The sequence below is a fragment of the Stenotrophomonas maltophilia group sp. vghtpe118 genome, from assembly GCF_052605195.1.
The window spans coordinates 2,810,288-2,825,146 of sequence record NZ_CP199672.1; the positions used below are offsets into that span (position 1 = coordinate 2,810,288).

Here is a 14,859-nt window from a genome sequence, read left to right on the forward strand (position 1 = left end):
TGCTGTATTGCAACAATTATCTGGTAGCGCCGTTTTACCACCCCTCCAAACACAGCCTACCGCCATGTCCCCGACCCGCACTTCCCGTGGCCGCCTTCCGGTCGCGCGCCCTCTCGTTGCCGCTCTTTCCGCCCTGCTGCCGTTGGTAGCAGCCGCCCAGGAAACCCCTGCCGCCAAGGATCCGGTTGCCCTCGACACCCTGCAGGTCACCGCGCAGCGCCGTGTCGAGAACGCCAAGGACGTACCGGTTGCAGTCAGCGCGATCCAGGGCGAGAAGCTGGATGTGCTCGGTTCGGCCGGCGATGACATCCGTTTCCTGGCCGCACGCGTGCCCAGCCTCAACATCGAGTCGTCCTACGGCCGTGCCTTCCCGCGCTTCTACATCCGCGGCCTGGGCAACACCGATTTCGATCTCAATGCCTCGCAGCCGGTGTCGCTGGTATACGACGACGTCGTGCAGGAAAGCCCGCTGCTGAAGGGCTTCCCGCTGTTCGACCTGGCCAACGTGGAAGTGCTGCGTGGCCCGCAGGGCACCCTGTTCGGCCGCAACACGCCGGCCGGCGTGGTCAAGTTCGACTCGGCGCGCCCGTCGCAGGATGCCGATGGCTACCTTCGCGTCGGCTATGGCAGCTACAACAGCTGGAACGTGCAGGGCGCCTACGGCGGCCCGCTGACTGACCGCTGGTCGGCACGCGTCTCGGCGATCTACCAGCGCCGCGACGACTGGGTCGACAACACCCGTGTGGGCGCGCCCAACAGCGGCTTCGAAGGCTACGACGAAGCGGCCGGCCGCGTGCAGTTCCTGTACGAAGGCGATGACTTCGAAGCGCTGTTCAACCTGCACAAGCGCAAGCTCAACGGCACCGCCCGCCTGTTCCGCGCCAACATCATCCAGAAGGGTGGCAATTCGCTGGTCGAGAACTTCGACCGCGACAAGGTGGCCAACGACGGCGTCAACTTCTCCGACCTGGAGACCTGGGGGGGCAGCGCGCGCCTGCAGTGGAACCTCGGCTCGGTGACCCTGCACTCGATCACCGGCTACGAGACCGCCGAATCGCTCAACCGCGGTGACATCGACGGTGGCTACGGTGCGGCCTTCCTCGGTGCCGGCAACTACGGCCCGGGCCTGATTCCGTTCTCCTCGGAGTCGGCTGATGGCCTGCCGCATCACCGCCAGTGGACGCAGGAATTCCGCGTCGAGTCCAACGAGTGGGGCCGCTTCGACTGGCAGGCCGGCGTCTTCTACTTCGATGAAGACGTGACCATCAACAACTTCAACTACGACTCGCTGGCCCCGGGCAATCCGCAGACCGGCCACGTGGTGCAGAACCAGCGCAACAAGGCCTGGGCAGTGTTCGCCTCGGGTGACTTCGACGTCACCGACCGCTTCAAGCTGCGTGCCGGCGTGCGCTACACCCAGGACAAGAAGGACTTCAGCGCCAGCGTGCTGCAGGCGGTTCCGTTCGGCACCCCGGTCAGTGGCCCGTACCTGGCCAACACCGACGTCAACGACGTCAGCTGGGACCTGAGCGGCGTCTACAAGCTGACCGACGACATCAACGCCTACGCCCGCGTGGCCAAGGGCTTCCGCGCGCCGTCGATCCAGGGCCGCCTGGCCTTTGCGCCGGGTCTGTCGCAGGCCGATTCGGAGAAGGTCATCTCGTACGAGGCCGGCGTCAAGGCCGATCTGTTCGAGCGCCGCGCGCGCCTGGTCCTGAGCGTGTTCCGCTACGACGTCGATGGCCAGCAGCTGATCGCCGTGGGCGGTGCCAACAACACCGCCACCCTGCTCAACGCCGACAAGACCATCGGTCAGGGCGTCGAGCTGGACCTGGAGGCCTACCTGGCCGACAACGTCCTGCTGACCTTTGGCAGCAGCTACAACGACACCGAGATCAAGGACAAGAACCTGGCGGTGGCGATCTGTGGCGGCGGCTGCACCATCACCGACCCGACCACGGTGATCAACGGCCAGACCTACGCGCTGGTGAACGGCAACCCGCTGCCGCAGGCGCCGAAGTGGATCCACAACGCGACCCTGCGCGTGGGCTTCCCGCTCAGCGATGGCAGCGAGCTGTACGCCTACACCGACTGGGCCTACCGCAGCGCGGTGAATTTCTTCATCTACGAGTCGCCGGAATTCCGCGGCCGTAGTTCGCTGGAAGGCGGCCTGCGCCTGGGCTACAACTGGGGTTATGGCCAGTACGACGTGGCGGTGTTCGGCCGCAACCTGACCAACCAGACCCGCGTGGTCGGTGCGATCGACTTCAACAACCTGACCGGCTTCCTCAACGAGCCGCGCACCTGGGGCGTGGAGTTCACCGCGAAGTTCTGATGCGGTGGCTGCGGTAGTGCAATGAAGAAGGGCCGGCGCAATGCCGGCCCTTCTGTTTCCTGCTTTCTGTAGAGTCGAGCCATGCTCGACTGCCATGAGCCGAGCATGGCTCGGCTCTACAGAGGCATGGCTTACAGCGCGCTCTGCGGGCGCACCTTCAGCACCGCATTCTCAGTGGCGCAGTCGCGGCTGGAGTGCCGACCGGCCTTGCGCGCCGCCTCGATCTCCTTGCGTGCGGCCAGCAGGTCCTTGTTGAACGCCGCGTTGTCGTGCAGGCGGGCCACGGCGGCGGCGCCCATGAAGCGGCCTTCGAGGATGTCGCTCTGCCAGTGCACGTTGCACACCAGGCGGCTCTCGCCGTAGTTGCGGCCGCGGGCCTGGATGGCATCGGCGCGGTCCGGCGCGATCTCCGACAGGATCAGTGCCCAGGCCCAGCCGATTGAGGTGTGGCCTGATGGATAGGAACCATTCTTGCGCAGGCCATCCTCGTCCTTCGGCGAGCAGGTCGGCTCACCGTTGACCATGAACGGGCGCGGGCGCTGGTAGTGGTTCTTGGCCGCCTTGGTGGCGGCGCTGGCGTCGATCCGGCTGCGCTCCAGCAGTCGATACAGCGCCGGAGTCTTCACCGCATCGACGTCGATGTCGGCGGCGCAGGAGAAGTGGTTTGCACCCTCGGGGAAGCCGAGTTCCGCATCGACGCCGGCCTGGGCGAAGCGCGGGCTGCCTCGCAGCGCGCGGGCTTCACGGCTGACCTGTTCGTCCAGGGCGAGGGCGGCCGAACCGGCCACCGGCGGTGCCGGCACCAGATCGAGGCTGGCCGGAACAGCGCTCTTGTCCAGATAGCCCACGGCCTTGGTGGTGATGTTGGCTTCGACGGCGGTCGGCTTGGTGGCCGTGGCAGCACAGCCGGCCAGGGCCACGGCAACGGCGAGGCCGAGCAGCGGGCGGGCAGGGTGGGAAATCATCGACATGGACGGGCTCCGGAGGAAAAACATCGCGTCATGATCGCAGCCCGTGCGCGGCACCGCAGTGGCCATCGGTCATACGGCCAGACCCGGCATGGTCATCACAGGAGATGAAGAACGTCATCGAAGGGTGCCAGTCTGCTGAATCCGGGCGCAGCGCACGGACTTTCACGCGGCCGCACCGTGAGCATCGGCACATCGGCAGGCACCAGGGGCCGTCCAGTTCCAGCCGGGTCGGGGGGATCCGAAGACAGAGGGAGAGAAGCGATGCGCAGCACCGCAACAGGAAGTACCGTCCTGGCCCTGCTTCTGGGGCTGGCAGCAGCACCGACGCAGGCCGCCGACGTGGTCGGCGTGGCCTTCGTGCATGGCACCGGCGCGCAGACCAACGCCACCCAGGACTACTGGCAGCCGGCGATCATCGACACCGTGCGCCAGGGCCTGCCGAACAGCAGCAACTATGTGGTCATCAACTGTGACTTCACCCAGTACATGTGGAAACCGGAGGCCGCCGGCTGCCTGGCCAACCAGCTGACCGGCTTCATCGACAGCCGTGGCATCACCCAGCTGGTGGTGATCACCCATTCCAACGGCGGCAACGTGATGCGCTGGATCCTGTCCAACCCGACCTACGACAGCCGCTATCCGAAGATCATCCGCACGGTGCGCAAGGTCACCGCACTGGCGCCGTCCTCGGCGGGCACGCCGCTGGCCGATGCGGTGCTCAACGGCAATACCTTCGAAACGTCACTGGGCTGGCTGCTGGGCTACAAGAACGACGCGGTACGCCAGCAGCAGGTGGCCAGCATGGCCACCTACAACGCGCAGAACCTGTACGGCACGGCCGGTCGCCCGGCGCTGCCCAAGCCGTTCCGCGCGGTGGTCGGCAGTGACGTGGAATCGGCGGTGTGGGACAGCAACAGCTACTGCGGTGGCTATGCCGCCAACGTTGGCCTGGAATTCACCCAGAACTGGTTGTCGTCCTGCTCCGATGGCTTTCTGGAGTGCAGCAGCCAGAAGGCGGCCGGCACCACCTGGTTCACCGACAAAGCGCGCACCCAGGGCGCAGAACCGCTCAGCCACAACCAGAGCCGGCGCGAGTGCTTCGGCCTCGGCACCCTGCTGCGCAACGACCTGACCCAGTGAGAGAGATGACCATGACGACCCATTCCACCCTGCTGGCCAGTGCGGTGCTGGCAGTACTGTCCCTTTCCGCCGCGCAGGCCGCGCAGCCTCTGCAGGCGGCCCGCGCGGGCGATCAGGTGCCTGCCGCATTGGTGGCCGCGCCGCTGCCTGCCGATGAAAGCGAACACGCGCCGTTGTCGTTTGCCTGGGCGCTGGACCCGGCACAGCCGCTGCAGGCGGCCACGCCATATGCCTCGGTCAGCCGCAGTTACTGGCAGCAGGTCGATGGCACGCAGCTGCAGCGCGGCCTGGACCTGCCGCTGACGGCGCCGGATGCGGTGATCCAGCTGAGTCCGGCCGCAGGAGCCCGCGCGCTGCCGGCCAACACCCTGCAGGTGCGCGACCCGGCTGGCCGCAGCAGCGTGGCCCGCAGTGTCGATGCGCGCGCGCTGCAGGATGCCGGCATGCCGGTGAGTGATGGCAGCAGCATGCTGCGCACCGGCGCGACCAGTGCCGCCGGTGCGTACACCCTGCAGAGCACGCAGGCGCAGGGCCGCTATGTGGTGCAGGTGCTGGAGCCGAACAGCCCGCTGCGGTTGGAAGTGCAGGCCAAGCAGGCGCAGGTGCTGGCCGGTGGCAACGTGCAGCTGCAGGCACGCCTGCTGGAAGACGGCGCCACCACCGCGCAGCTGGCATCGCGTCGTGGCGGCCTGGGTGGTGAAGCCCTGCTGGTCGCACCGGATGGCCGCAGTTGGCCGCAGCGTCTGCTGCGCACCACCGATGGCAGCCTGCGCGCGCAGGTGCGGATCCCGACCGACGTCGGCACCGTGCAGGGGCTGTGGGAGCTGCAGGTGTTCGCCCAGGCCGATGGCGTGCTGCGCGATGGCAAGGTGGCCTTCGCGGTGGCACGGCCGACCGCGCGTTTCAGTGGCCATGCAGCACCGGACCCGTCCAGCCGCCAGGTGGCGCTGCCGCTGCAGGTGGCTGCGGCAGGCCGCTACGAGGCACGCGGCACGCTGTATGCCACGGCCCGCGATGGCCGGATGAAGCCGGTCGCGCAGGCACATGCAGCCGGGTGGTTCGATGGCCCAGGCGCCGGCCAGCTGGTGCTGCCGTTCGGCGAGGCCGCGTTGCCGGCCGGTTTTGGCGCACCGTACGAGCTGCGCGACCTGCAGCTGCAGGACCAGAGCCGGATGGCACCGATCGAGTCGCGCGCGCTGGCGTTGCGGTTCTGAGGTTGCGTGCAGCGGGCCGGGGTCCGGCCCGCTGCTCCTGTGTAGAGGCGAGCCCATGCTCGGCGGCCGTTTGCCGTGATCAGGAGCAGCCGAGCGTGGGCTCGGCTCTACAACGGCATGCCGATCACCCCGCGTATGCGGTCAGCCGGCCTTCCTGCTCGCAGACGGTGATCGCGCCGCCGAACACCGCCGACAGCGGTTCGTTGCGCAGCAGCTCGGCGCGGGTGCCGTCGGCCAGCACGCGGCCATCGCGCAGCAGTACCACGCGCTCGATCTCGGGAATGATCTCTTCGATGTGGTGGGTCACCAGCACCAGGGTGATGCCCTGCTGCGCCAGCACCCGCATGGTCGCCACCAGCTGCTCGCGGGCGACCAGGTCCAGCCCGGTGGAGGGTTCGTCCAGCAGCAGTGCCTGCGGCCGGTTGACCAGCGCGCGGGCGATCAGCACGCGGCGGGTCTCGCCAGCGGACAACTCGGCGTAGGCGCGGTCGCGCAGGGACAGGGCGCCGGTCATCGCCAGTGTCTCGCCCACGCGTGCGCGCATATCGGCGGTCACTTCGCGGAAGGCCGGCACCACGTAGCTGGCGAAGAAGCCGGACAGCACTGCCTGTTCCACGGTCAGGCCCGGCATGTCGGCCAGATTGCTGCTGAGATCGCCGGTGACGATGCCGAGCTGCGATCGCAGCCGGTCCACCTGCCAGCGGTTCTGCCCCAGCACCCTTACCGCCACGGAACCGTCGACCTGCGCCAGCGGGTACAGCTCGCGGGTGATCAGCTTGATGAAGGTCGACTTGCCGCAGCCGTTGGGGCCGAGCAGGGCGGTGTGCTGGCCCTGTGCGATGCGCAGGCTGAGCCCGTGCAGCACCTTCACCTGGCCGCGCACCACGGTGGCGCGGTCCAGTTCGATCAAGGGGGGCAGCTCCGCAACGGGCGGGGCGGCAGTCATGGTGCTGGCGCGTGGATCAAGGCTCGACAACTCAGGTCCCCAACTGTGAACGGTGCCACGAATGGCGATGCGATACATCGCCGCAGGGATGCAGTTTGCAACGCAAGCGCCCATCATGTCTGCCATCCCCGCGTCGATCCGGAGAGCTGCCATGTCTGATGCCCTGATGTCCCTGTTGACCGGTGGTGTGCTCGGCCTGGGAGGGTGGGCCATGCTGGCGGTGTTGCTGGTCTTCACCCAGATCACCATCTTCTCGGTAACCCTGTACCTGCACCGCAGCCAGGCCCATCGCGGGGTCGATTTCCATCCGGCGCTGGCGCACGTGTTCCGCTTCTGGCTGTGGCTGACCACGTCGATGATCACCCGCGAGTGGGTGGCCATCCATCGCAAGCACCACGCCAAGGTGGAGACCGAGGACGATCCGCACAGCCCGGTCACCCGCGGCATCGGCAAGGTGTTCTGGCATGGCGTGGAGCTGTACCGCGAAGCGCGCGGCATGCGCGCGGACATCGAGCAGTACGGGCGCGGCACGCCGGACGACGCGATCGAGCGCCACCTGTATACCCCGCACGCCACGCTGGGGCCGGTAGTGCTGCTGGCGATCAACAGTGTGCTGTTCGGCCTGCCCGGCGTGGCGCTGTGGGCGATCCAGATGGCGTGGATCCCGTTCTGGGCGGCGGGCGTAGTCAATGGCTTGGGCCACTGGTGGGGGTACCGCAACTACGAGTCGGCCGATACCTCCACCAATCTCACGCCGTGGGGGTTCTGGATCGGTGGCGAGGAGCTGCACAACAACCACCATGCCTTCCCCAGTTCGGCGCGCTTCGCGATGCGGCGCTGGGAGTTCGATATCGGCTGGAGTGCGATCCGCCTGCTGCAGGCGCTGCGCCTGGCCAGGGTGCTGCGGGTGGCGCCGGCCATGGACGTGCGCCCGAACATCGCCGTGCCCGATGCCGAAACGCTGAAGGCGCTGCTGTCGCACCGCTTCCAGGCGATGACCGATTACCAGCGCAACGTGTTCATGCCAGCCCTGCGCGAGGAGGCCGCGCAGGCCGGGGCCAAGCTGCGCCGCCTGCTGCCACGCCGGTTGCGCCGTGGCCTGGTCAACGATGGCCGCTGGCTGAAGCCGGACAGCCGCGCCCAGCTCAGCGCATGGGTGGCGCAGCGGCCGCGCATCCGCACCCTGGTCGAGTACCGCGGGCGATTGGCTGCGCTGCTGGAAGCCCGTGGCCACGACGCCGCCGAGCGCCTGCATCAGCTGCAGGCGTGGTGCCGCGAGGCCGAGGAAAGCGGTATCGCGGCGTTGCAGGCCTACGCCGCACGCTTGAAGGGCTACAGTCTGGTGGGCGCGTGAGGGCAGGGTATGGGCTTCTGCTGGCGGCGCTGCTGCCGGGTGCGGCGCTGGCCCAGGTCACCGACACCGCCAGCTATCTGCAGCGGATGGACAGCGATGGCGACGGCAAGGTCAACGAGGCCGAGTACGTGCAGTGGATGCTGTATGCCTTCGATCGCATGGACCGCAACGGTGATGGCGTACTGAGCGCCGACGAGCTGCCCGGCGGCAAGGGCAGGGCAATCCGCCGCGAGCAGCAGCGGCAGGTGATCGTGCAGCGCTTCCACAAGCAGGATGCCAACGGTGATGGCTTCCTGGATGCCCGCGAGCTGTCCGCGCCGCCGCGTTGAGCGGGCGTAGAATCGCACCATGCCTGAACTGCCCGAAGTCGAAACCACCCGCCGCGGCCTGGCGCCGCACCTGCAGGGCCGGCGCGTGCATGGCGTGATCCTGCGCCGCGCCGACCTGCGCTGGCCGATTCCACCGGAAGTGGCCGAGCTGCTGCCGGGGCAGCGCATCGAGGACATCCGCCGGCGCGCCAAGTACCTCCTGCTGGATACCGCCATCGGCAGCGCCGTGCTGCACCTGGGCATGTCCGGCAGCCTGCGCGTGCTGCCCGGTGATACCCCGCTGCGGGCGCATGACCACGTTGACATCAGCCTGGACAACGGCCGCCTGCTGCGCTTCAACGACCCGCGCCGCTTCGGCAGCCTGCTCTGGCAGCCGGCTGGGGAGATCCACCCGCTGCTGCAGGGGCTGGGCCCGGAGCCACTGGACGACGCGTTCGACGGCGACTACCTGTTCAACCGCAGCCGGGGCCGCAGCGCGCCGGTGAAGACCTTCCTGATGGACCAGGCGGTGGTGGTGGGCGTGGGCAACATCTACGCCGCCGAGAGCCTGTTCAAGGCCGGCATCAGCCCGTTGCGCGAGGCAGGAAAGATCTCGCGAGAACGCTACCAGCGGCTGGCCGACGCGGTGAAGGAAATCCTGGGCTACGCCATCACCCGCGGCGGCACCACCCTGCGCGATTTCATCAGCCCCGATGGTGCGCCGGGCTACTTCGAGCAGGAGCTGCTGGTGTACGGCCGCGACGGGCTGCCGTGCCCGAACTGCGGGCGCGCGCTGAAGCACGCCACCATCGGCCAGCGCGCCAGCGTCTGGTGCAGCCACTGCCAGCGCTGAGCCGGCGACCAGCGGCAGCTGAACGGGCAGGGCGCGTCTCCGCTGCCCGTTAACGTTTGTCTGCCTATCATGGCCGACCTTCCCTCTGTGCCTGACGCGCCTGCATGCAACGACGCGACTTCATCCGCAATGCCTCCCTCGCCCTGGCTGCATTCGGCCTGCCGTCCCTGCCCGCGTGCGCGGCCAGCAGGAGCGGCCAGATGGGCCTGCGCCGCCTCGGCCAACCGCAGCCGTTCGACTTCGCCACCCTGAAGGGCCAGGCGCGCGCGCTGGCACAGGCACCCTACAAGAGCCACAAGCGGGTGTTGCCGGGCCGCCTGGAAGGCCTCGACTGGGACCAGTACCAGTCGATTGGCTACCGCCAGGACCATGCGCTGTGGGCCGACCAGCCCGGCAAGTTCCAGGCCAAGTTCTTCCACCTGGGCCTGTACTTCCATTCGCCGGTGCGCATGTTCGACGTGGTCGACGGCAAGGCGCAGGAACTGGCGTATGACGGCGCGGCGTTCAACTACGGCAAGAGCGGCATCAAGGATGGCGAGCTGCCGGCCGATCTGGGCTTCGCCGGGTTCCGCCTGAACACCCGCAAGGACACCGACCGCGACTTCGCCGCCTTCCTTGGCGCCAGCTACTTCCGCGCGGTCGGCAAGGAGGGCCAGTACGGGCAGTCCGCGCGTGGCCTGGCGATCGACACCGGCATGGGCAAGCCGGAGGAATTCCCGGATTTCATCGCCTACTACCTGGAACAGCCGTCGGCTGATTCGGACACGATCGTGGTCTACGGCCTGCTGGATTCGCCCAGCGTGGCCGGAGCCTATCGCTTCGCGATCACCAACGGTGACGTGCTGCTGATGGACATCGACAGCGCGCTGTACCCGCGCAAGACGATCGAGCGGTTGGGCATCGCCCCGTGCACCAGCATGTACCAGGTGGGCGAGAACGACCGCCGGATGGGCTGGGACTGGCGCCCGGAGATCCACGATACCGATGGCCTGTCGCTGTGGACCGGTGCCGGCGAGTGGATCTGGCGGCCGCTGCTGAACCCGCGCAACCTGCGTTTCAACATGTTCGTGGACCGCAACCCGCGCGGCTTCGGCCTGCTGCAGCGCGACCGCAATTTCGACCATTACCAGGACGACGGCGTGTTCTACGAGAAGCGCCCGTGCCTGTGGGTGGAGCCGAAGGGCGAATGGGGCGAAGGCTCGGTGCAGCTGGTGGAGATTCCCACCGTGGACGAGACCTTCGACAACATCGTGGCGTTCTGGAACCCGAAGGAAAAGCCACAGCCGGGCCAGGAGCTGCTGGTCGGTTACCGCTTGTACTGGGGCGCCGAACCGCCGGCGCGCCCGCCGCTGGCGCACTGCGTGGCCAGCCGCACCGGCCTGGGCGGTGTGGTCGGCAAGAAGCGCGAGTACTTCAGCTGGCGCTTCGCGGTGGACTTCGAAGGTGGCGAACTGGCCAGGCTGATCGACAAGGCCGAGGTCGAAGCGGTGGTGGAAGCCAGCCGTGGCCGGGTCGAGATCGTTTCGGCGCGCCCGCTGCGCGAGATCAACGGCTATCGCGCGATGTTCGACCTGGTGCCGCCGGAAGGCAGTACCGAGCAGATCGACATCCGCCTGTTCCTGCGCAGTGGTGGCAAGACCCTCACCGAGACCTGGCTGTACCAGTACACCCCGCCGCCGGCCGGTGCGCCGGAGCGCACGCTGTACTGAGTGGTTTGGGATTGCAGGGCTTGCAGCCCTGCACCCGCTTCAAGCCAAGGCAACGTCAAATGCGTGCATTCCGTGGGATGGCGGGGTGGGTCCGGTTGCGGGGGACGCTGCAAGTACGTCCCTGTAAGCTCGGTCGCCGCATCCATGCGGCTCACGCCCCCGCAACCGGACCCACCCCGCCTTCGACAGACCTCCGCGATCTGTCGGAACAGCTCATGGGGTCAGATCCGTTTTCCGAAGGAAAACGGATCTGACCCCGGAATTTCATTCGATATCTGACAGATTTCATCCACTCATGGCGTGGATCTACTGGCCGCCGGCCAATTGTCGAAGGCGGGGCACTGTGGGTTTGCGGGGTGTGAGCCGCATGGATGCGGCGACCAAGGCTACATGGACGTACTTGCGCCGTCCCCGCACACCCACAGTGCCCCGCCTTCCCACGGAATGCCAGCTTTCGCTGTTGACGTTGCTGTTGCCTCTGCAGGTGCAGGGCGCAGCCCTGCCGAACACCCTTTACAACGGCAGCGGGGCCTGCGCCGGGTCGATCCGCCCTTCGCCGCGGGTGATCTTCTTGAACTCCGCGCGGCTGACCGATACGTAGCGGTCGTTGCCACCGATCTCCACCTGCGGGCCGTCCTGCACGGCGTGGCCATGCTCGTCCACGCGCACGGTCATCGTCGCCTTCTTGCCGCTGTGGCAGATGGTCTTGATTTCCTGCATCTCGTCGGCCCAGGCCAGCAGGTACTGGCTGCCTTCGAACAGCTCGCCGCGGAAGTCGGTACGCAGGCCGTAGCACAGCACCGGAATGCGCAGCTGGTCGACGACCTCGCTGAGCTGCCAGACCTGGGCGCGGGTCAGGAACTGCGCCTCGTCCACCAGCACGCAGCCCATCGGGCCGTTGGCTGCCAGATCCTGCTCCACCCAGCGCTGCAGGTCGGTATCGCGGTCGAAGGCCATGCCGTCAGCGCGCAGGCCGATCCGCGAGGCGACCACGCCGGCGCCGGCACGGTCGTCCAGGCGTGGGGTCAGGATCGCCACGCGCATGCCACGCTCGCGGTAGTTGTGCGCGCTCTGCAGCAGGGTGGTGGTCTTGCCGGCGTTCATCGCCGAGTAGTAGAAGTAGAGCTTGGCCATCGGCCAATTCTAGTCGCCACCCGGCCCGCCGTCGCGGATCGGCCGTGGCCGGGCGATCACGTGCCGGCTGTCGCGTACCCCGGTGCCAGCAGCGCCGAGGCAACGATGGCCTGGCCGGCGTGGCTCATCGCCCCGATCTGGCCAGCTCCTCGTCCTGCCATTGCCGGTAGGCCACCGGGTCCCAGTAGCGCGCCAACTGGTGCTTTTCCGGTTGCAGCACACGGGCTCCCGCATCGCCACGGCCCTGGCTGCGCATGGCGCCGTTCCAGCCGGCGCGGCTGCCGGTCTGCCGCATGCTGCCGGCCCGCAGTTCACGTTCCAGCCGCGGCGTCGCGGCCGGATCGCCGAACTCGGCATACAGCGCGCGGCCCTCGCGCACCGCGCGCTCGCGCTCGTCGGCGGACAGCGCCTCCCAGAAGCGTTCGCGCTGTACCACCAGCCATTCGGTGCCGCGCTCGGCCGCCAGGTCCATCCATGCATAGCCCAGGGCGCGGTCGACCGGACCGCCCTGCCCGTTCCAGAGCATGTCGGCCAGCGCTGCCTGTGAGAGCTTGTCGCCGTAGCGCGCGGCATTGCGGAAGTCGTTGCGGGCCTCTTCGTGGCGGCCCCGCTCGCGGGCCTGCATGCCGAGCCCACGGAAGCGCAGGTCCGGATGGTAGACGAGGAACTCGTGCGACTGCAGCACGATGGTTTCATAGGCGTCGGCAGGCGGTGCCGGGCTGGACCCGGCCGCAGGCACGGCCAGCAGGCCCAGCAGGGTAGCCGCCAGCGGGCGGGCGATGATGTTCAACGACATGGACCACGCTCCTGTGTTCCGGAGTCGACTCAATACCTTAGGGCCAGGCGTCATGCAAGTCAGGTCGGCCCGCCGGCACCCCGCTACAATCCTGTCCCCATGCACGGTCTCAATCCCCCCCAAGCCGCCGCCGTCCTGCACATCGAAGGCCCCTTGCTGGTGCTCGCCGGCGCCGGCAGCGGCAAGACGCGGGTGATCGTGGAGAAGATCGCCCACCTGATCGGCAGTGGCCGCTATCCGGCGCGCCGCATCGCGGCGATCACCTTCACCAACAAATCGGCCAAGGAAATGCGCGAGCGCGTGGCCAAGCGCCTACGCGAGCAGGACGCTGACGAGGTGACCATCTGCACCTTCCATGCGCTGGGCCTGAAGTTCCTGCAGATCGAACATGCCGCCGTGGGCCTGAAGCGCGGCTTCTCCATCTTCGATGCCGATGATGCCGCCGCGCAGATCAAGGACCTGATGCACGGCGCCAAGCCCGATGACATCGAGGACATGAAGAACCTGGTGTCGCGCGCGAAGAACGCCGGGCTGTCGCCCGAGCAGGCGATGGCCGCCGCACGCAGCAACCGCGAGAAGGAAGCGGCCAGCGTCTACGAGCGCTACCAGCTGCGGCTGACCGCGTTCAATGCAGTCGATTTCGATGACCTGATCCGCCTGCCGGTGCAGATCCTGGAAGAGAACCCCGAGATCGCCCTGGCCTGGCGCGAGCGCATCGGCTACCTGCTGGTGGACGAATGCCAGGACACCAACGACGCGCAGTACCGCCTGCTCAAGCAGCTGGCTGGTGAGAAAGGCAATTTCACCTGCGTGGGTGACGATGACCAGTCGATCTACGCCTGGCGTGGCGCCAACCCGGAGAACCTGCAGCAGATGGGGCGTGACTACCCCACGCTGGAAATCATCAAGCTGGAGCAGAACTACCGCTGCTCCAACCGCGTGCTGCGCGCAGCCAATGCGCTGATCGCCAACAACCCGCACGAGCACCTGAAGAAGCTGTGGAGCGACCAGGCCGACGGTGAGCGCATCCGGGTGTGGGAATGCCGCAACAGCGAACACGAGGCGGAAAAGGTGGCCGCCGAGATCGCCTTCGTGGCGCAGTCGCGCAACGTGCCGTGGAGTGACTTCTGCATCCTGTTCCGCGGCAACTTCCAGTCGCGGCCGCTGGAAAAGGCGATGCAGCTGCTGCGCATCCCCTACCACCTGACCGGCGGCACGATGTTCCTGGAACGCCAGGAAGTGAAGGACACGCTGGCCTGGCTGCGGCTGCTGGTGAACCCGGACGATGACACCGCGTTCATGCGCGCGGTGCAGTCGCCCAAGCGCGACGTGGGTGCCGGTACGCTGGCCAGGCTGGCCGAGCTGGCGCAGGAAAAGGACATCCCGATGGCGCATGCCGCCGAGTCGATCGGTGCGCTGCAGCAGCTGCCACCGCGCGCGGCCAACAGCCTGGCGCGCTTCACCGACATCCTGCGCGACCTGCGCGCGCAGATGCGCCAGGTCAGCTCCGGCGACATGATCCGCAAGGTCGCCAAGGAATCGGGCCTGCTCAGCGAACTGCGCCAGCAGGCCAAGGAAGAGGCCAGTTACCAGCGCCGCGCCAACAACATCGAGGAACTGGCGCAGTGGTTCGAGGGCGGCCCGCGCGGCGCCACTGCGGCCGACCTGGCCGGACAGCTGGCGCTGCTGTCGCGCAGCGACAAGGACGAGGGCGGCAACCAGGTGCGCATGATGACCATGCACGCCTCCAAGGGCCTGGAATTCCCGTACGTGTTCATCGTTGGCTGCGAGGACGGCGTGTTGCCGCACCAGGTCAGCCTGGACGAGGGCAACCTGCAGGAAGAGCGGCGCCTGCTGTACGTGGGCATCACCCGCGCCAAGATCCAGCTGTGGATGAGTTACAGCAAGCTCACGCGCAAGTTCGGCGAGCATGTGCGGCTGAAGCCGAGCCGGTTCTTCGATGAGATCCCGGCCGAGGAGATCCAGCGCGACGGTGCTGACCCGGTGGCCGATGCGGCGCGCAAGAAGGAACGGGCGAGCGCGGGGTTGGCGGCGATCGAGGCGTTGTTCGACTAAGGCGCTCCAACGGCGCCGCCCCT

12 protein-coding genes are annotated in these 14,859 nt (G+C 67.8%); 8 read left to right on the top strand and 4 right to left on the bottom strand.

Annotation, left to right across the window (positions count from 1 at the left end; translation table 11 throughout):
- Positions 1 to 64: 64 nt before the first annotated feature.
- Positions 65 to 2,335: a TonB-dependent receptor gene (locus tag ACUDTM_RS12810; protein ID WP_445391349.1), complete on the top strand. Its 2,271-nt coding sequence runs from the start codon at positions 65 to 67 to the stop codon at positions 2,333 to 2,335.
- A gap of 131 nt (positions 2,336 to 2,466) precedes the next feature.
- Here the strand turns inward: ACUDTM_RS12810 and ACUDTM_RS12815 are convergent, their stop codons facing one another.
- Positions 2,467 to 3,306, bottom strand: coding sequence for an acid phosphatase (locus ACUDTM_RS12815; RefSeq protein ID WP_072167424.1), 840 nt, complete (start codon positions 3,304 to 3,306; stop codon positions 2,467 to 2,469).
- 261 nt (positions 3,307 to 3,567) lie between these two features.
- On the opposite strand from ACUDTM_RS12815, the gene ACUDTM_RS12820 reads away from it, so the two are divergent.
- Positions 3,568 to 4,446, top strand: coding sequence for a hypothetical protein (locus ACUDTM_RS12820; RefSeq protein ID WP_072167423.1), 879 nt, complete (start codon positions 3,568 to 3,570; stop codon positions 4,444 to 4,446).
- Between the two features lie 11 nt (positions 4,447 to 4,457).
- A complete protein-coding gene (locus tag ACUDTM_RS12825) occupies positions 4,458 to 5,660 on the top strand; it encodes a DUF4785 domain-containing protein (protein ID WP_072167422.1) in 1,203 nt (400 codons plus the stop codon).
- Between the two features lie 124 nt (positions 5,661 to 5,784).
- On the opposite strand, the gene ACUDTM_RS12830 is transcribed toward ACUDTM_RS12825, so the two are convergent.
- Positions 5,785 to 6,606 carry an ABC transporter ATP-binding protein gene (locus ACUDTM_RS12830; RefSeq protein ID WP_053496707.1) on the bottom strand — a complete coding sequence of 274 codons (822 nt, stop codon included), beginning with the start codon at positions 6,604 to 6,606 and terminating at the stop codon, positions 5,785 to 5,787.
- 151 nt (positions 6,607 to 6,757) lie between these two features.
- Between ACUDTM_RS12830 and ACUDTM_RS12835 the strand changes: the two genes are divergently transcribed.
- The 4 genes from ACUDTM_RS12835 (at position 6,758) to ACUDTM_RS12850 (ending at position 10,830) form a co-directional block, all read left to right on the top strand.
- Positions 6,758 to 7,960 carry a DesA family fatty acid desaturase gene (locus ACUDTM_RS12835; protein WP_072167421.1) on the top strand — a complete coding sequence of 401 codons (1,203 nt, stop codon included), beginning with the start codon at positions 6,758 to 6,760 and terminating at the stop codon, positions 7,958 to 7,960.
- Positions 7,957 to 8,289 carry a hypothetical protein gene (locus tag ACUDTM_RS12840; RefSeq protein WP_088496598.1) on the top strand — a complete coding sequence of 111 codons (333 nt, stop codon included), beginning with the start codon at positions 7,957 to 7,959 and terminating at the stop codon, positions 8,287 to 8,289. The genes ACUDTM_RS12835 and ACUDTM_RS12840 overlap by 4 nt, the downstream gene beginning before the upstream one ends.
- 19 nt (positions 8,290 to 8,308) lie before the next feature.
- The gene (mutM, locus tag ACUDTM_RS12845; protein ID WP_072167420.1) at positions 8,309 to 9,121 is read left to right on the top strand and encodes a bifunctional DNA-formamidopyrimidine glycosylase/DNA-(apurinic or apyrimidinic site) lyase; all 813 of its coding nucleotides are present in this window, start codon (positions 8,309 to 8,311) and stop codon (positions 9,119 to 9,121) included.
- Between the two features lie 104 nt (positions 9,122 to 9,225).
- A complete protein-coding gene (locus tag ACUDTM_RS12850) occupies positions 9,226 to 10,830 on the top strand; it encodes a glucan biosynthesis protein (protein WP_072167419.1) in 1,605 nt (534 codons plus the stop codon).
- A gap of 513 nt (positions 10,831 to 11,343) precedes the next feature.
- Here the strand turns inward: ACUDTM_RS12850 and ACUDTM_RS12855 are convergent.
- Positions 11,344 to 11,964, bottom strand: coding sequence for a thymidine kinase (locus tag ACUDTM_RS12855; RefSeq protein ID WP_008264720.1), 621 nt, complete (start codon positions 11,962 to 11,964; stop codon positions 11,344 to 11,346).
- A gap of 124 nt (positions 11,965 to 12,088) precedes the next feature.
- Positions 12,089 to 12,760: an SEL1-like repeat protein gene (locus tag ACUDTM_RS12860; RefSeq protein ID WP_088496794.1), complete on the bottom strand. Its 672-nt coding sequence runs from the start codon at positions 12,758 to 12,760 to the stop codon at positions 12,089 to 12,091.
- Between the two features lie 99 nt (positions 12,761 to 12,859).
- Here ACUDTM_RS12860 and ACUDTM_RS12865 point away from each other — a divergent pair, with 99 nt between their 5' ends.
- Complete coding sequence (locus ACUDTM_RS12865) at positions 12,860 to 14,836, top strand: UvrD-helicase domain-containing protein (RefSeq protein ID WP_072167416.1); 1,977 nt, start codon at positions 12,860 to 12,862, stop codon at positions 14,834 to 14,836.
- Positions 14,837 to 14,859: the final 23 nt, after the last annotated feature.